Source organism: Microbacterium sp. sgz311019 (assembly GCF_056135325.1).
On the sequence record NZ_JBWAXO010000019.1, the window covers coordinates 1 to 16,589 of the forward strand.

The 16,589-nt window shown below is 64.4% G+C and carries 13 protein-coding genes; 6 read left to right on the plus strand and 7 right to left on the minus strand.

Translation table 11 applies throughout. The features are described from left to right. Window positions 1–100: 100 nt before the first annotated feature. From AC0NZN_RS18095 to AC0NZN_RS18125, 7 genes are all read right to left on the minus strand, one after another. Window positions 101–508: a ubiquitination-like system serine protease family protein gene (locus tag AC0NZN_RS18095; RefSeq protein WP_474593719.1), complete on the minus strand. Its 408-nt coding sequence runs from the start codon at window positions 506–508 to the stop codon at window positions 101–103. Beyond that, window positions 498–1,700 (minus strand): ThiF family adenylyltransferase, encoded by a 1,203-nt coding sequence (locus AC0NZN_RS18100; protein ID WP_474593720.1) that lies wholly within the window; start codon window positions 1,698–1,700, stop codon window positions 498–500. Before AC0NZN_RS18100 ends, AC0NZN_RS18095 begins: the two co-directional genes overlap by 11 nt. Further along, a complete protein-coding gene (locus AC0NZN_RS18105; RefSeq protein ID WP_474593721.1) occupies window positions 1,675–1,941 on the minus strand; it encodes a multiubiquitin domain-containing protein in 267 nt (88 codons plus the stop codon). The genes AC0NZN_RS18100 and AC0NZN_RS18105 overlap by 26 nt, the downstream gene beginning before the upstream one ends. A 49-nt stretch (window positions 1,942–1,990) precedes the next feature. Then, window positions 1,991–2,149, minus strand: a complete 159-nt coding sequence (locus tag AC0NZN_RS18110) for a hypothetical protein (RefSeq protein ID WP_474593722.1) — start codon at window positions 2,147–2,149, stop codon at window positions 1,991–1,993. A 79-nt stretch (window positions 2,150–2,228) separates the two neighbouring features. Next, on the minus strand, window positions 2,229–3,236 hold the full coding sequence (locus tag AC0NZN_RS18115) for an ImmA/IrrE family metallo-endopeptidase (RefSeq protein WP_474593723.1): 1,008 nt from the start codon (window positions 3,234–3,236) through the stop codon (window positions 2,229–2,231). Between the two features lie 642 nt (window positions 3,237–3,878). Beyond that, window positions 3,879–4,403 carry a sigma-70 family RNA polymerase sigma factor gene (locus AC0NZN_RS18120; RefSeq protein WP_474593724.1) on the minus strand — a complete coding sequence of 175 codons (525 nt, stop codon included), beginning with the start codon at window positions 4,401–4,403 and terminating at the stop codon, window positions 3,879–3,881. A gap of 502 nt (window positions 4,404–4,905) precedes the next feature. Then, on the minus strand, window positions 4,906–6,330 hold the full coding sequence (locus tag AC0NZN_RS18125; RefSeq protein ID WP_474593725.1) for a hypothetical protein: 1,425 nt from the start codon (window positions 6,328–6,330) through the stop codon (window positions 4,906–4,908). A 190-nt stretch (window positions 6,331–6,520) separates the two neighbouring features. Here AC0NZN_RS18125 and AC0NZN_RS18130 point away from each other — a divergent pair, with 190 nt between their 5' ends. The 6 genes from AC0NZN_RS18130 to AC0NZN_RS18155 are packed head-to-tail and all read left to right on the plus strand — an operon-like array spanning window position 6,521 to window position 15,910. Further along, a complete protein-coding gene (locus tag AC0NZN_RS18130; protein WP_474593726.1) occupies window positions 6,521–8,374 on the plus strand; it encodes a helix-turn-helix transcriptional regulator in 1,854 nt (617 codons plus the stop codon). A 1-nt stretch (window position 8,375) separates the two neighbouring features. After that, window positions 8,376–9,986, plus strand: a complete 1,611-nt coding sequence (locus AC0NZN_RS18135; RefSeq protein ID WP_474593727.1) for a class I SAM-dependent DNA methyltransferase — start codon at window positions 8,376–8,378, stop codon at window positions 9,984–9,986. Further along, window positions 9,983–11,152 (plus strand): restriction endonuclease subunit S, encoded by a 1,170-nt coding sequence (locus AC0NZN_RS18140; protein ID WP_474593728.1) that lies wholly within the window; start codon window positions 9,983–9,985, stop codon window positions 11,150–11,152. Before AC0NZN_RS18135 ends, AC0NZN_RS18140 begins: the two co-directional genes overlap by 4 nt. Further along, window positions 11,152–12,165 carry a 5'-nucleotidase gene (locus AC0NZN_RS18145; protein WP_474593729.1) on the plus strand — a complete coding sequence of 338 codons (1,014 nt, stop codon included), beginning with the start codon at window positions 11,152–11,154 and terminating at the stop codon, window positions 12,163–12,165. The genes AC0NZN_RS18140 and AC0NZN_RS18145 overlap by 1 nt, the downstream gene beginning before the upstream one ends. Then, window positions 12,165–15,329, plus strand: a complete 3,165-nt coding sequence (locus AC0NZN_RS18150) for a type I restriction endonuclease subunit R (RefSeq protein WP_474593731.1) — start codon at window positions 12,165–12,167, stop codon at window positions 15,327–15,329. Before AC0NZN_RS18145 ends, AC0NZN_RS18150 begins: the two co-directional genes overlap by 1 nt. A gap of 50 nt (window positions 15,330–15,379) precedes the next feature. Then, window positions 15,380–15,910, plus strand: coding sequence for a hypothetical protein (locus AC0NZN_RS18155; protein WP_474593730.1), 531 nt, complete (start codon window positions 15,380–15,382; stop codon window positions 15,908–15,910). Window positions 15,911–16,589 lie beyond the last annotated feature (679 nt).

The following is a 16,589-nucleotide window of genomic DNA, read 5'->3' on the forward strand; positions in this document are numbered from 1 at the left end:
CCGGCTCAAGCAGTGGCGCGGCATCGCGATGCGATCCGACAAGCTCGTCCGCAGCTACCGAGCCGCCGTCAGCCTCGCCGCCACGCTGATCTGGATCAAATCAGACTTGATCAACACGGCCTAGAAGCCAGGCGCCCAGCCGTCGCCAGAACTTGCCGCGCTTGCGCGCGTCGAAGTACCTGCCCAAGTCATGGCCGTCTCGACTTCGGGCGTTTTCCACGCGGTCCTGGTCCCACGCAGACGCCCACTGAACGGCGTTTTCGGTGATGAAGTAGTGAGACCGGCACGGGAATTCCCAGTTGCCCACCGACGGCCGCACCGTAATGCCGGCTTCGTCAAACCTGACGCGCCATTCGGCGGGGCTCAGGGGGAGGAACACCTTCGTCCCGCACCCGCACGCACACAAGTGCGCTGTGGTGCCGTAGACCTCGCTGAGATAGAAGGTGTGCGGTTCGAGCGTGCGGGGAATGTACTCCAGGAGGACCGGCGCGAAGATCTCAGTGCGCATCGGTACGGGCCTCGTTCATGAGTCGGTTGCCGTCGAGGGTGTACGTGCTGCTGATCTCATCGCCGTAGTCGCGGTAGAAGCCGAGAGTCTTCTTCCAGGCGATGACGGCGTGGGCCGCGCCGAGCATGTTGAGTTCGACCACCTGAATGTTCTGCTCGTAAATGTCGTCCCCGTCAGCGAACGACAGATTCGCGTCAACCCACTCCATGGAGTCGCAGGCAGGGTCGATGCGGGTGGTGCGGATGAGGCCGCCCAGTGAGCTTCCGACCTGGTCGACGCCCATACCCGTGTCCACGAAGGAGACGCCGAAGGCTATGAGATGGTCGATGATCACTCGCTTGTGGGGCCCGGAGTCGATGGCGATGAAGACGAAGTCGAACTCCTGAAGCAGCGCGACGTTGTCCGCCGTGATGTTCTCAGGGTGCGGGATAACGCGCTTGTGGAGGGCGCTGGTCGTGCGGTGGTGATGGCTGACCTTGAAAGGGGATTCCAGGAGCTGCTCCAGGGGTGTGGCGCCGGGTGCGCGGAACGCGTTGTGAGGGTGAAAGCGGTCACCGTCAAAGAGGTGGATCTCGGCGACGTGGGTCTTGATGACCGCGTCGAGGATGTAGGAGCCCGTGCCGCCGAGGCCGATGATGGCGATCCGTTGGTTCCGCGTCTTGTCGGTGGCGGCGCCGATCCGTGCCCGGCTGGTGGCGGAGTCGAAGTACCGATGAACGGACTCGTCACCTTCGCTGGCCATCGGCGCGAACGTCTCCACCCGGACGTTCGGGTCCAGCCGGTGAACCTCGGTGAGGAGGATGGTCGCGTACGTCGTCAACTTCTCGTAATAGTCGGCGTACCCGGCAGGCGGCTTGTGGGAGAAGCCGCAACTAGCGACCAGTTCTGACCCCAGCTCGACAGCGCTCTGCTGGTGCATTAGAGCTGCGAGCGGTTGAGCGCTGCTATCGCAGGGCAGGTCCCCCGGGGCGTTGCTGGCGCCGACGAAGAAGACGGTGTGGTCGCCGACGGGGTTCGCCGTCCTGTCGGCGGCGGATTCGAGGGTGCTGATCAGGCGGCCCCGTGCGACCTGGCCGGCCGTGTTCACGTAGGGCACGCTGAGCGTCAGCATGTTCGAGACGAACTGAATCTCGAAGCCGCCGTCGACGAGTCGCCGCAGGTCGTCGCTACGACTTAATAGTTGCCTTGACATTGAAGACCGTGCCTTTCTTCTTCACCTCGACCGCTCCGCCGGCGGTGAGAGTGCCTTCCTTCGGCTTGTGCGCGTTGTAGAACGTCACCGTGAAGCGGGTGTCTGGTGCGGGCGGTTCGGGGTACGCCAGCGAGACCACCTCTGCGTAGCTGACGGTGTCGTCCGGCACGTCATAGGGGGTGCCGTTGACGATGATCTCGGGATTCTTTGGACCGTTTGAGTGGTCGCTGGGGTTTTGCATGTGCTGCTCTCTTGTTAGGGGAGCGACCGCGGGTTCGCGGTCGCTTCGGTCAGTTCTTCTCGTTGCGTACGCCCTTGAGCTGATTGGGGCTGCCGTTCGTGATGCGACCCGTTGCGGTGTCCCGCTTGAACCAGGGGCCGTTGTGCTGGAACTCGCTCCGGCCGCGTACGGCGCCGGTGCGATGACCACGCCGGGTGTTCTTCGCCATGCCTCTCACCTCCTCTCCGGAGGCGGCTTCTGGGTGCCTCCACTATGTAGTCGAGGCAGCTCCGCGAGGTGTAAGCGAGTCAGCGGCAGTCGACGCAGATGCCGTCTGCGAGGAGGGCGGGGCGGTACAGCAGGCCGCACTCCTTGCATGGTTGGTCGGATGCGGCCGCCCGTTCGCACTTGCAGAGCCCACAGTTGGGGCAGTAGGGGTTCCGACATGTGGGGCAGGGGTATCCCCGCACCTGGAAGTCGGTTCCGCAGCAGTAGCCCCATAGTTGGGGTCGAGTGTCGAAGGAACGGTCGATGAGCGGCGCGCCCGTCCCGGGTGTCCAGAGGTCGGTGTCCGCGAAGACGCAGACGATCTTCGTGCGAGCGACGACGACGTCGACGTAGAAGTCCTCCTCGCTCCAGCGTCCGCGCCATCTGATGCGCTCCGTGCGGGTCGTCCGCTCCGGCAACGCCAGGAGGTGGTGTCCTTCGGGGAGGCGTTGGCCACGCCAGGGGATCGTTTCGGGCCATCCGCGGTCCGGGTCCGGGCGGACGCTGGCGTCCGTGACCTCGCCGGTGAACCGGTCGATGAGGGCGATGGCACCCATCCCGCGCAGTTGTTCAGCGACGGCAATCATGCATACGGGGTGGCTGGCCTGGGTTCTGTCATAGAGGTCGAGTATGTGGTGCGCGCGGACCGGGCCGGCTCCGACAAGTTCCGCGGCGATCTGCGCCGGGAGTAGCAGCTCTCTTGCAAACCGGTCGCAGATCGTCTCGAGCACCCTGCCGTCGCTGTCGTTGTCAGCCAGCCAGTCCAGCACCGGGTCGAGTCGAGCGACCACCCAGTGTCCGAGCTCGTGAGCGAGCGTGAAGTTTTCTCGCCGGTTGCCTGTAGGCCGGTACAGCACCACGCCGTCGTCCAAGAAGGACATTCCGTCGCAGAATCCGCCGTCCTCGCGCGACTGACTCAGGTCCACGGCGGGTCTGACCACGAGGTCAAGCTGCGATGTGAGGGTGGCGAGGGGGTCGCTAGGAAACCCAGCACGGACGTCCGCGGGTACTGCCTCTACGGCCAAACGAACGCAGTCGTCAATGTTCACGTGCGTCTTCGACTGTACGTACGAGGGTGTCTAGCGCACTGAGGACCTGGTCGGTGTCAGGCAGTTGTCCACGGTAGACCGTCGCTGCCATTCGGCTATCCAGTTCCGCCCGCGCTACCGCGAGAGCAATATGCCTGACCCGAGCCCAACGCGCAACGATGTCCTGGAATGCCGGCGCCTGTCGTATTGCTTCGAAGCGATCTGTCGCGGCGCCCGGCGGTTGAATGAGCGCGTCTACTTCGACCGCCAACTCATCGGCGATTGCCTGCACGAGCGCCGGGGGAACTTCAGCGGCCGCACTCTGCCATCGGACGACATCCGCTGTCGAATGGTCCCATCCGCGTAACTCCAGCCGCTGAGCGAGCGCGCTCGGGGCGATCCGAGCGCGTCGCCGGGCCCGCGTGAATGACCGCGGATCCAGGGAGCATTCCCTGTCCGGGACGAGCCCAAGCATGGCAGCCACCGGGTCCTCATCCAGTGGCGGTGCCCCCTGCGCTGCAAGCCACGCCGCGTCTGCGGTGAACACCAAGGCGTCAAGGCGCGCCGTCTCCTCAGCGCTCGCACGCGATTCGCCTAGCAGTGTGCGTCGTTGGTCCGGGCGGGCTATCAGTTCGGCGAGGATTCGGTCGAACTCGTCCTCATTCATCTGGCCACTCCCTTCCGTTCAAGCTCTTCGCGAAGCTTCTGCAACGCCGACTTCAAGATCTGGTTCACGCGCGGGCGGCTTACGCCGAGCTCGTCTGCCACTTCACCCTGAGGCCGCTGGTTTTGAATGACTTCTCGGATGACCTCACGTTCGCGTTCCTCGAGTACGGCCATGCTGTCCCATACGTGTGCTCCAGCGCGAGCCGCGTCTAGCTTTTCGTCGGTGTCGGCGATGGCGTCCTCGCCAGAGCCCGCGTGGTCGTCGTGGTCCATGTCGAGCGCGCGACCAAAGTGCCCGACGTCGGCCGCACGGATGCGGTCGTAAGCCTTGTTCTTCACCACCCGCACCAGAAACGCCTCCCAGTTACGGATCTCGTCGGTGGGCGGGGACTTCATCACTGACAGGATCGCTTCGAGTACGACATCTTCCTTCTCGTCCTGCAGACCGACCTCACGCAGAACCGTCGCGGCCACGCGGTGAAGCGTGTCCTTGTGCTGCAGATACAGCGGTCCGATGTCCACGAGTGCTTTTACGTCCTGCTCGAGCCAACCGAATCAGCCATCGAATGTTCTCTCCACGGTGTAGTCGGGACAGGCGCCCGAGGTGTAAGCAGGACTCACGCCGATTCTCTCGGAGCTCGCGCTTCTGCACGCGCGACACGCAGATGGCGCCGTGTCCGCCGTGAGCCACTGTCCAAACTTGCTCACAAGCGAGCCTGACTCGGCGTGCGCGCTCTACATCGGTGTTACGACCATGGCGCCGAGCGATCAGCCACCCCGCGCAGACAAGCCAGTCGCCGACCGCGCGTGAGCTGGTCGCAGCTCGCGCGCGAACGATCCGTGTGCGGGGGCATTGCCCGTAAGAGGGGCGAGGCGAGCATCCGAGTGACGCGCGCCAGTAGGGATGGTGGCGAGACATGGTGAAGATCCTGGACAAGCGAGACGGCGCGGCAGGTGTGCCGCGCCGTCGTTCGCACCTCCGACGGCTCGCGGGGCGGAGGCAGATGCCTTCGCCCCGTGCAGGTCACGCCGCGCCGTCCAGGGCGAGGGTCGCGCCGTCGGTGGCAGCGCCATCCGCGCCCGCGAGGGAGATCAGCGCCCGGTCGAGGAGCCGGCGAATGCTGGTCGTGATCGAGGTGCATTCGCTCTCGATTTTCGCAGCGCCCTTCTGGATGGTGCCTGCGGTCTTCTTGATGGCGTCGATCCGGTTGAGCTGGGTGATCGCCTCGTCGATCTTCTCTTCGGCCGTGTGGATCTCGGCGGCGCCCGTGCGCATCGAGGCCGTGATCGAGACTGCGCGCAGGAGCAGGGTCACGGTGCGAAGCACCTCGGCGTCGTCGGTCTCGGGGTTGTACGCGATGACCACGCGGCGTGTGCCGAGGACGCGAATCGAGTGGCCGCCGTTCTGGTCAGCCGTCCGCACGACGCCCAGGGAAGCGGCGGCGTCCCGGTTACGCTCAGCCTCGTCGAAGTAGGCAGCCCAGTTCGCGCGCGGCGAATCGGTCATCTCGACCACGACGCGAGCGTCCTGGCCAGACACCGCGAGGACACCGTCGCCCTTCTTGCTGCGGGGCACGAGCCCAGTCATCGTCGTGGTGTCGCTGTACTCGTCGCCGAGGCCGGCGGCAATGTCGGCCATGATGGCATGGAGGCGACGCTCGAACGAGCCTCCCTTGATCGGTGTGACCTTGGCGAGCGACGCACGCGCCTCCTGAACCTTCAGGGCGGTGCCGAGGTCCTCGACCTTCGCGGTGAGCTCCTTCTGCCCCGCTTGGATCTGCTGGGCGAACCGCTCCTGCTGCTGGGAGAGTGCCGCAGCGTGCTTGGCCATGGGGGACGTCGGGTCACTGGGGTCGAGCTGCTTGGTCGCCTTCGCCAGGAGCTCAGCGGCACTGGACTGCACCTGCTTCTCCAGCGAAGCCGAGAACTTGTCGAGGACGGGCTGAAGCCGCTCCAGGAGCTCAGGGTTCTGACCCCCGAACAGACGCCGGGTCTCGGCGATCAGGTCCTGCTTCGTATTCGCGACCGCCTCGGCCAGGTGCTTGCGCGTTGCCTCGTCGGCGTCGGTGATGGCCTTCTTGGCATCCGCGGCCGCCTGGGCGACAGTCTCGGTTGCGGAGCGCGCCGCCGTTGCGGTCGCCTCGCTGGCCTGTCGAGTCGCCTCGGCGGTCTTGTCGCCGACGTCCTTCAGCATCCGCTCCATCGCACGGGCGTCCGACGCGGAAGCGGTCAGGGTGAGCGCCTTCGCGCCGAGCGCGAGCGCCTCCGTGGCGAACTTCGTCAGGTCAGCGCCGGCGAGTTGTGCCGGGTCATCGCAGCGCTGTCCGCGCTCTCCGCCGATCCAGTGCCGCGCCTCGCGCACCACGTCGCGCTCGTCGATCACGAGCTTCTCGATGAGTATGTTGGCGCCGCTCTCGTCGAATCGCGCGCCGGGGGTGTTGTGCATCATGCCTACCTCCAAGGTCAGGGCTACCGCGGATCGGTGAATTGCCCTTCTCGATGGTGAGTGTGCATAAGGCTCTTGGCAATGCAAAATACTGTTTAGTCGACTAAACAGATATCGACCTACTATGAACTCAATTCGGGTCTACCGTCAGCTGTGCAGGTTGCGTTGGTTCTCGCACTGGAAGGAGGCGGAAGTGGAGTCCCTGATCACCATGCCGGAGATCGCCCGCCTGGCCGGTGTAACACGTCAGGCAGTGACCAACTGGCGCTCACGTCCCGCTATTGCCCCCTTCCCGACCTCCGTCTACGGGGCCGACAGACTCGAGCGTTTCAACCGAGACGAGGTACTCGAGTGGCTTGAGGTCACCGGTCGCGGAAACAATCGCGAGGCCCGCATGGATGCACCCGCGGTAATCGCGCCCGCCCATCTGGATGTTGAGAGCGCGGTCGTGCTGCTGACTCTCCGCGCTGCGGCCGGCGATGACCTCGGTCCGATGACGCCGGATGAACGGGTAGAGGCCGCAGCCCGGACTGACCCGACGGATCTCTACCTTCTGACCGAGGTCCGGGGGCTGGCGCAGCACGATGCGCTGGCGGTCTACGTGGATGAGTTGCTGGAAGCTTCCTTCGGTCCCGCCGATGCCCTCGACAAGCTGTACTCGACCCGGCCGGCCCAAGGGGCTCGCGGCCTGGCCCCGGAGCTGATTGCCCTACTTGGCTCTATTGCCGACGTGTGTCGGCTCCACCTCGGTCCGGACGGCGTGTCCGTTGACCTTCGTTTGGACGCTCGCGCCCGTCGGATCGGTGTTAGCTTCCCGATCGCGCGAGCGAGGGACAGCGCGGACCGCGCGAGCCTGCGGCGCCTTGCGCTGCAGGGCTTGGCCATCGACGCTGCCGTCGGACCGTGCGTCACCATCGTTTCGCTTCTCGGGCTTGGGGATGCGGAGGCGCTCAACGCGATCGACGACGTCGCGCTCGAACTCGGCCAAGGCGAGATCGCCGTAATCCTCGGCTCTACGGCTCTTCTCTGCGATGCATTACATGGCGATCTTGACGCCTCGCGCAAGAAGACACTGCGCATGGGCGAGGCGTCCATCTGCTCCCTCGCGGCGGCCTTCAGGCTTCCTCGCGGGCTGTGGAGAACAGCCCATCGCCAGAGCATGGGCCTCTGGGTGCTCCAGGGCGGTGGCGGAGCGGACAGCGCGGTAGTTGGCGATGTTACTGGCCTCGACCTCGACGCCGATGAGTTCGCGGCAGACGTGTTGGGATCGCTCGAGCGGACGGGTGCGCGTGCGTACCGGTACGGACGTCGACTTCCCTATGGAACCGTCCTTGCTCGCCCCTATGTGGTGGCCCCGGGTCTTCGCGCCGTCGGTGCTGGCAGGGCCGACCGGTCCGGGACTCCCCTGGAGCGGTTGAGTGAGGCGACGCTCGTCACGATCCATGGCGTCGGACCTTTCGACCTCCAGAATGTGGTTGCCCGTGAGGTCGCGCTCCACGAAACGCGCTCCCTTGGCCAGTTGCTCGACGACCGCCGCCTCTCAGTACGCAACGGAAGCAGGATCCCGGCTGACGACCTGGACTCGGGCGGTTCGCTTCGAGTGATCGGAGCGGACGTCGAGAGTGGCATAGATCCCTTCCTAGCTGCCGATCGGTACGACCACGCGATCCGCACAGAGCCGGGTGACGTTGTGTTCACCTGTGCACCCGAACCGGCGGCGATCGTTGACGAGATCGGCGGTGCGCTCATTCTCTCGCCGAGCCGCGTCATCCGCTTGAGCACATACGGAGGCATTGGGCCAAATGCACTTGCCGCCGCGATTAACCTGTCCGCCAAAGGGCGTGACTGGCGTGCTTGGCAGGTCCCGAACGTTCCCCGCGACCAGGTCCAAGCGCTCGAGGACGCACTAGGCGCCGCAAGCGAGCACCTCGCGGAGCTTCGGCGTCACGAAGCGGCCACCAATTCAATCATCACCAACTTGATCCAGGGTGTCGCCGAAGGCTCGGTCGCGCTCGATTCATCCCCTACCGAGAGAAAGGCAGGTTGAAATGCCTCCCCGCAAGAAGACCGACACCTCCGCACCTTCGACTATGAAGGAGCTGAAGGACACGCTCTGGAAAGCCGCTGACAAGCTTCGTGGCTCGCTGTCCGCCAGCCAGTACAAGGACGTAATCCTCGGCCTCGTCTTCCTGAAGTACGTCTCTGACGCCTTCGACGAGCGCCGGGAGAACATCCGCACCGACCTCTTCAACGAGGGGTACGACGACGACCAGATCGCCGACCTGATCGACGACGCCGAGGAGTACCAAGGCTACGGGGTCTTCCTGGTCCCCGAGGAGGCTCGCTGGGCGTACCTGTCGGAGAACGCGAAGGGCAAGCCCGCCGTCGGCGACGAGCCGGCCAAGACCATCGGCGCGCTGATCGACGCCGCAATGGACGCGCTCATGAAGGCGAACCCCACCCTCGCCGGCACGGTGCCGCGGATCTACAACCGCGACAACATTGACCAGCGCCGTCTCGGCGAGCTCGTTGACTTGTTCAACAACGCGCGGTTCAGCCGTCAGGGCGAGCATCGAGCCCGTGACCTGATGGGTGAGGTCTACGAGTACTTCCTTGGCGCGTTCGCCCGCGCCGAGGGAAAGCGAGGCGGCGAGTTCTTCACGCCCCCGTCGGTAGTCAAGGTGATCGTCGAACTGCTCGAGCCCAACCACGGCCGCGTCTACGACCCGTGCTGCGGATCGGGAGGCATGTTCGTCCAGACCGAGAAGTTCATCCATGAGCACGACGGCGACACCAAGGACATCTCCGTATTCGGCCAGGAGGCCAACGAGGAGACCTGGCGCCTCGCAAAGATGAACCTCGCCATCCACGGGATCGAGAACAAGGGCCTCGGCGCGCGCTGGGGGGACACGTTTGCTCGCGACCAGCATGCCGACGTCCAGGTGGACTTCGTGATGGCGAACCCGCCCTTCAACATCAAGGACTGGGCACGAAACGTCGAAGACCCGCGCTGGAAGTACGGCGTTCCGCCGGCTACCAACGCCAACTTCGCGTGGATCCAGCACATCCTGTCGAAGCTTGCACAAGGCGGTAAGGCCGGAGTGGTGATGGCCAATGGCTCGATGTCGTCGACCTCGAACGGTGAGGGTGACATCCGTGCGCACATAGTGGAGGCGGACCTGGTTTCGTGCATGGTCGCCCTCCCCACACAGCTGTTCCGCAGCACCGGAATCCCTGTGTGTCTTTGGTTCTTCGCCAAAGACAAGTCGAAGGGCGCTCAGGGTCTGATCGATCGGTCTGGGCAGGTGCTCTTCGTTGATGCCCGCGAGCTCGGCTTTATGGTCGACCGCGCTGAGCGCGACCTCTCGGTCGAGGACATCAAGAAGATCAGCGACACGTTTCATGCCTGGCGAGGCACAGCGTCGGCAACCACCGACTACGTGGACATCCCGGGCTTCTGCAGGTCGGCCACCCTCGCCGAGATCAAGGCAGCTGACTACGCACTCACGCCGGGCCGGTACGTGGGGGCAGCTGAGACTAACGATGATGACGAGGATTTCGCCGACAAGATTGGTCGCCTTACTGACGAGCTGTTATCTGCCTTCGAGGAGTCGGGCCGGGCAGGCGAATTCCTCAGGAAGCAGCTGGTGCGTCTGTGAGTGAGGTGATCTCCGTACAACTGCCCGATGTTTTGTCGTTCATCGTCGACAACAGGGGCCGGACGTGTCCGACCGCGTCGGCCGGCTTTCCGCTGATAGCGACGAACTGCCTCAAGCCAGGCAGGCGTACTCCTGTTTTCGAGAACGTGCGGTACGTCAGCGACGAGACGCGACGATCGTGGTTCCGCGCTCACCCGGAACCCGGCGACATTTTGTTTGTCTGCAAGGGATCGCCTGGTCGCGTTGCTGTTGTGCCCGACCCTGTTCCGTTCTGCATCGCTCAGGACATGGTGGCGTTGCGTGCCGACCCGAAGGTCGCTGATGCCACATACCTCTACTACCGGCTCACAGCTCCCGACGTTCAGGCATCTATTTCGAACATGCACGTCGGCACGATGATCCCCCACTTCAAGAAGGGCGATTTCGATAAGCTGCGATTCCCAATCCACCGATCGCTCTCCGAGCAACGGGCCATCGCCGACGTGCTCGGTGCGTTCGACGACAAGATCGCCGCCAACGCGGACGTGGTGGAACTCGCGGATGCCCTCGGCGCGGCACAGTTCGGCGCGGCCATAGAATCAGGCGGCGAGGTGCCGCTCTCTTCCTTGGCGCGGTTCGTAAACGGAAGGGCTTACACGAAGGGCGCGAGTGGTACAGGCCGCGTGGTCGTCAGGATCGCGGAACTCAACTCCGGAATCGGTGGGTCGACGGTCTGGAACGACATCGAGGTGCCAGAGGACAACGCTGTGAGGCCAGGCGACCTGCTGTTTGCCTGGTCCGGCTCTTTGACCGCTGCACGGTGGTACCGCCCCGAGGCGATCGTCAACCAGCACATCTTCAAAGTGATCCCTAACGACGGGATGCCGATGTGGCTCGTGAATCAGGCATTGCGCGAGAAGCTCGATGAGTTCAAGGCCATCGCTGCCGACAAGGCCACCACGATGGGCCACATCCAGCGCCGTCACCTCGACGAGCCTGTGCGCGTCCCCAGCGACGAAGACGTCAAGCGACTGGACAACCTCATGAGGGGGCTGTGGGATACCGCGTTGGCTCTGGAGATCGAGAGCGTGAAGCTCACGGCCACCCGCGACGAACTGCTGCCGCTGCTGATGTCGGGGAAGGTCCAGGTGAAGGATGCCGAGAAGCAGGTAGGGGCGGTGCTCTGATGGCTTACGAACTGACTGACCGGCTCGTGGTTGGGATCGCGTCGAGCGCCCTGTTCGATCTGACTGAGTCGGATGCGTACTTCCGTGAGCACGGCGAGGCCGCCTACCGCGCCTACCAGGACGAGCACATCGATGAGCTGCTCGCGCCCGGTGTCGCCTTTCCGTTCATCCAGCGACTCTTGCACTTGAACGACCTGCGCCCCGACAATCCGCTGGTCGAGGTGATCGTCCTGTCGCGTAACGACCCGAACACGGGTCTCCGCGTCATGCGTTCCGTCGAGAAGCACGGGCTGCCGATCTCTCGCGCTGCGTTTACGCAGGGGCGGGCGCCGTACGAGTACATTGGCGCGCTCGAGATGTCACTGTTCCTGACGGCGAATCGTCCGGATGTCGATGCGGCGATCCGCGCTGGCTTCCCCGCGGGTCACGTGCTCCCGTCGCAGGCCGCATATGACGATGCTGACCCGACCCTTCTGGTCGCGTTCGACTTCGATGGCGTCCTTGCTGATGACGAGGCGGAGCGGTTATTCAAGCAGGTTGGACAACTTGGGCCCTACCTGGAACACGAGTCGAACAACAAGCTCAACGCGCTGGGTAAGGGACCGCTTCAGCCGCTGCTCGCTGATTTGAACAAGATCCAGGAGTTGGAGGAGGCCAAGCGGCTCGAGGACCCCGCCTACGTCGCGAGACTGAGGATCGCGATGATCACCGCTCGAAACGCGCCCGCACACGAGCGGGCGATTCGCTCCCTCCGGAGTTGGGGAGTGAACGTCAACGACGCGTTCTTCCTCGGAGGTATCGAGAAGGCCAAGGTTCTGCAGGTCATGCGGCCGCACATCTTCTTCGATGACCAGACCACTCACCTTGATGGCGCCGCCAAGCACATCGCTGGTGTTCACATCCCCTATGGGGTTGCCAATGATCCGACGCCGCCACGACGGCGTGTCGACACTGCGTTTCCGCCGAACGGCAACGACGTGGGACAGACAGAGCGAGTTGAGGAGATCTTGTGATGGTGAGCGAAGCGGAGTGGGAAGCGCAGATGCTTGAGGCGCTGTCGTTCCACGGATGGATCCCGACATCGGGTAAGACCGTGGCGCCCGGTGCTGACGGCGGCCGCGAGGCCTGGGATGACATCGTCCTGCCCAGCCGCATGCAGGCCGCGTTGCGCAGGCTCAACCCGACGGTACCGGGCGAGTACCTAGTCCAGGCGCTCGCCGAGGTGCGCGCACCCAAGTCGCAGGATCCGATGGCGGAGAACTCCCGGCTCCACCAGATCCTCGTCGACGGGTACCGCGGCATCAGCTATGTCGACTCGGATGGAATCGAGCAGAACCCGACGATCCGATTCATCAGCCACAACGTCGACGACAACGAGTTCCTCGCGGTCAATCAGGTCACGATCCATTCGGCCGACATCGAGCGCCGGTTCGACATCGTCCTGTACATCAACGGCCTGCCGGTCGTCATCGCCGAACTGAAGCGCGCTGGTGCCGAGGCAGCGGATATCGCGTTGGCGCACGCGCAACTGGCGACCTACCTCCGCGAGTTCCCGATGGCCTTCCGGTTCGTCGTGTTCTCGATCATTTCCGACGGCATCACCGCCCGCTACGGCACGCCGTTCACGCCACTGAACCACTACTCGCCATGGAACGTCGATGACGAGGGCCGACCATTCCGGGGCACCCGCGACGAGTGGCAGCCCGTGCGCCTTGAGGTCGAGGACCTGATCAACGGCGTCTGCAACCAGGAGCGCTTCCTCCAGATCCAGCGCGACTTCGTCGCCTTCGATGAGGGCGCCGAGGGGTACGCCAAGCGCATCGCCAAGCCCCATCAATACTTCGCCGTGACGAAGGCGGTTGGCTCCACAGTTGCCGCGGTCGAGTCGAACGGAAAGGCCGGGGTCGTCTGGCACACCCAGGGCTCCGGCAAATCGATGGAGATGGAGCTCTACGCGCACGCGGTCGCACGCCAGCCCAAACTGAAAAACCCGACCCTCATCGTGGTGACCGACCGCACCGAGCTCGACAGCCAACTCTTCGAGGCCTTCAATCGCTCGCAGCTTCTGTCCGAGAGCCCCATCAACATCACCACGCGAAAGCAGCTGCGCGAGGAGCTCTCGACCCGCGTCACCGGCGGCATCTACTTCACAACGCTCCAGAAGTTCGGTCTAACTGAGAAAGAACGCGCGGCCGGCCTCGACCACCCGTTGCTCACGGATCGGCAGAACATCATCGTGATCGTCGATGAGGCGCACCGCAGCCACTACGACGACCTCGACGGGTACGCCCGCCACATCCGAGACGCGCTGCCGAACGCCGCGTTCATCGCCTTCACCGGTACGCCGATCTCGACTGCGGAGCGCGACACCCAAGCGGTGTTCGGGGCGGTCATTGACACCTACGACCTCACTCGCGCTGTGGAGGATGGCGCAACCATTCCCGTGTATTTCGAGCCGCGCCTTATCGCCATCAAGCTCGCCGGGGATGTGACCGAGGAGGACCTCGACGCGGCCGCGGACGAAGCTGCCACCGGTCTCGACGAGGTTGAGCGCGAGCGCATTGAGAAGTCCGTCGCCGTCATCAATGCGATGTATGGCGCTCCCGTCCGTCTCGAGGCGCTAGCCAAGGACATCCTCGAGCACTGGGACAAGCGGTCCCAAGCCCTGGTTCCCTTCATCGAGGGCCCCGGGAAGGCGTTCATCGTTGGTGCAACCCGCGAGATCTGCGCCAACCTCTACGAGGAGATCATCAAGTTTCGACCCGAGTGGCACGACGAAGCCGTCGACAGGGGCGTTATCAAGGTCGTCTACTCCGGCTCGGCGTCCGACTTCGATCCCGTGGCGAAGCATGTCCGCCGCGAAGCGCTCAACAAGGTGATCCAGAAGCGGCTCAAGGACCCCGAGGACCCGCTCCAGATCGTGATCGTCAAGGACATGATGCTTACGGGCTTCGACGCCCCGCCGCTGCACACGCTGTACCTCGACCGGCCGCTCAAGGGCGCGCTCCTCATGCAGACACTCGCCCGCGTGAACCGCACCTTCCGCGGCAAGCCGGACGGCCTGCTGGTCTCGTACGCGCCGCTCGTCGAGAACCTGAACAGAGCGCTGGCTGAGTACACGGAGACCGATCGGTCGGAGAAGCCAGTCGGCCGAAACGTTGACGAGGCCGCCGTAGTGGCGCGCCACCTGATCGCGTCGCTCGACGAGATCTGCGCAGGCTACGGGTGGCGCGCCCAGCTGCACGGCGACGCGAAGAGCTGGATCAGGGCGGCCGTTGGCCTCACGAACTACCTGCGATCACCCGGGACGCCTGGCAACCAGCCGGCCGAGGGAGAAACTGCTCTCGTCGACAAGTTCCGTAAGTTCGTGAACCAGCTCGCGCGGGCCTGGGCTCTGGCGTCCGGAAGTGGAACCCTCCACGACGTTCGCCCTGCGGCGAAGTTCTATGCGGAAGTGCGCGTGTGGATGGGAAAGTTCGACGCTCAGGAGCGGCAGGCACAGGGACGCCCAATCCCTGCTGACATCCAGCGACTCCTCGCTGGCCTCGTCGCGACTTCGACAGATACCGGCGAGGTGGTCGACATTTACGAGGCGGCCGGGATGCCCAAACCCTCTCTGTCTGACCTCGGGCCCGATTTCTCCGCCAACACGCTGCAGTCTGAGAATCCGCACCTCGCGATCGAGGCTCTCCGTGACCTGCTGACCGAGGAAACGGCGAAGTCGACCCGTCACAACCTCGTGCGGCACCGGGCATTCTCGGAGAAGCTCCGGGAGCTCATGAACAAGTACACGAACCAGCAGCTGACCTCGGCCGAGGTCATCGCGGAGCTGATCAAGTTGGCCAAGGAGGTTGCCGCTGAGGGCAATCGGGGCGCGAACTTCGAACCGCCGCTCGACTGGAAGGAGCTGGCCTTCTACGACGCTGTCGCGTCCAACGAGTCGGCCGTCGAGTTCCAGGGCGACGACGTTCTGGCCCAGATCGCGCGCGAGCTCGTGGGCGTGATGCAGCGTGACATCAAGCTCGACTGGACCGTTCGCGACGACGTGAAAGCCAAGCTGCGATCGTCGATCAAGCGCCTGCTCGTGAAGTACAAGTACCCGCCCGACAAGCAGCCCGAGGCCATCCGGCTCGTCATCGAGCAGATGGAAAGCCTAGCGCCGACGATGCTTGAGTAGAACGCAACTGATCAGTCGCCGCTTGCCGCTAGCAGATCCCGATTCCGGTCGTGAGTAGCAAGCAGCACATCGAGTGCGACAAGACAGCCACTTGCGACGATGGTGCGGCCTACAACGTTCGCTTCGGCACTGTCGACGCGGGACAGTTGGAGATCAGAGACCCGGCTTTCTGGCGCCAGCTGTCGGGTGAGCAAGCCGCGCAGTTTCCTGATCGCCGCGAGCGCTGCTCGATCTGGGGCGAAATCCCATTGCAGCTGTCGTGGCTCGATGAGACCACGAAGGAAGGCCCGGTGACGTTCTCCCTTCCTGCTCCCGAGCCGCCCTTCTACGCCAAGGCCCACGGACGAGCCAGGGACGAGCCAGGGACGAGGATCGGCCCGGTGGTCGGCTTGCCGGTGAAGCTATCTGTCGCCCTGGCGGCATGCATGCGTCTCCTGTCTCGCTCGCTGCGTCGATCGTCGACCAGCGCACACCTGCGCGATGGAGGGTCGTCCATCGTGCATCATCCTCGCCTTGGGACGCATCTGTGGTCGCTTGAACGTCTGACGTGCGTATGCCCCGCACTGTCTTATGCACGATGAGCGCCGGCGATGTGCAACACGGACGAAGTCGGGCCTCGCGGAGCTTCCTGAGCGGAGATCACCGCTGCGTGTTTCCCTCAAGTGACCTCCTGTGTCACGGTGGGGGCTGTGCAGATTCGTTCCGATGACGGTCATGAATGTCGTCCTGGGTGGTGCCGCGAGCTGACACCCGAGTTCGACAGTGATCCTGTGTGGTGGCACGAGTCGCCCGCCGGCGCGTATGTCTCGATCGGTGGTCAGTGGGCGCCGGAGAGGTATGGCACGGGCGACCCGATGCTGTTCGCCTACCTGAGTGCGCGGGGAATCGATTGGACGTGACTCGTCGCGCAATTGGTCTGAGCCCCATCGGTCAGTCGCCTGGACTCGGCACATGAGCGACGACCGCACACACCTCAGCGACCGCCCGATGCGGCTCCGCTACAACGGACGTTGCCGACTCTGCGACAGGCCCCTCGTAGCCGGCGAATCCGCGATCTACGAGCCGTCGAGCCGTACCGTCCGATGCCTCGAGTGTGCGCCGCCAGTCCCGTCATCTCCCAGTCTGAGCTCAGCAGTGTCGGCGGCGCCTGAATCCTGGTCGCTTTCGGCGCTCGAATTGTGAACGGTTGCGGGCAGTCTAGCCAGGGGTTTCGTCGGTTGTGGTGCGGATGCTGGGGAGGCTGTCGATGCCGCGTCCGCG

What these genes read in the sequence shown, in the direction of transcription:
- AC0NZN_RS18095 (WP_474593719.1), bottom strand. Translation starts at nt 508, where the DNA reads ATGCGCACTGAGATCTTCGCGCCGGTCCTCCTGGAGTACATTCCCCGC.
- AC0NZN_RS18100 (WP_474593720.1), bottom strand. Translation starts at nt 1,700, where the DNA reads ATGTCAAGGCAACTATTAAGTCGTAGCGACGACCTGCGGCGACTCGTC.
- AC0NZN_RS18105 (WP_474593721.1), bottom strand. Translation starts at nt 1,941, where the DNA reads ATGCAAAACCCCAGCGACCACTCAAACGGTCCAAAGAATCCCGAGATC.
- AC0NZN_RS18110 (WP_474593722.1), bottom strand. Translation starts at nt 2,149, where the DNA reads ATGGCGAAGAACACCCGGCGTGGTCATCGCACCGGCGCCGTACGCGGC.
- AC0NZN_RS18125 (WP_474593725.1), bottom strand. Translation starts at nt 6,330, where the DNA reads ATGATGCACAACACCCCCGGCGCGCGATTCGACGAGAGCGGCGCCAAC.
- AC0NZN_RS18135 (WP_474593727.1), top strand. Translation starts at nt 8,376, where the DNA reads ATGCCTCCCCGCAAGAAGACCGACACCTCCGCACCTTCGACTATGAAG.
- AC0NZN_RS18145 (WP_474593729.1), top strand. Translation starts at nt 11,152, where the DNA reads ATGGCTTACGAACTGACTGACCGGCTCGTGGTTGGGATCGCGTCGAGC.
- AC0NZN_RS18150 (WP_474593731.1), top strand. Translation starts at nt 12,165, where the DNA reads ATGGTGAGCGAAGCGGAGTGGGAAGCGCAGATGCTTGAGGCGCTGTCG.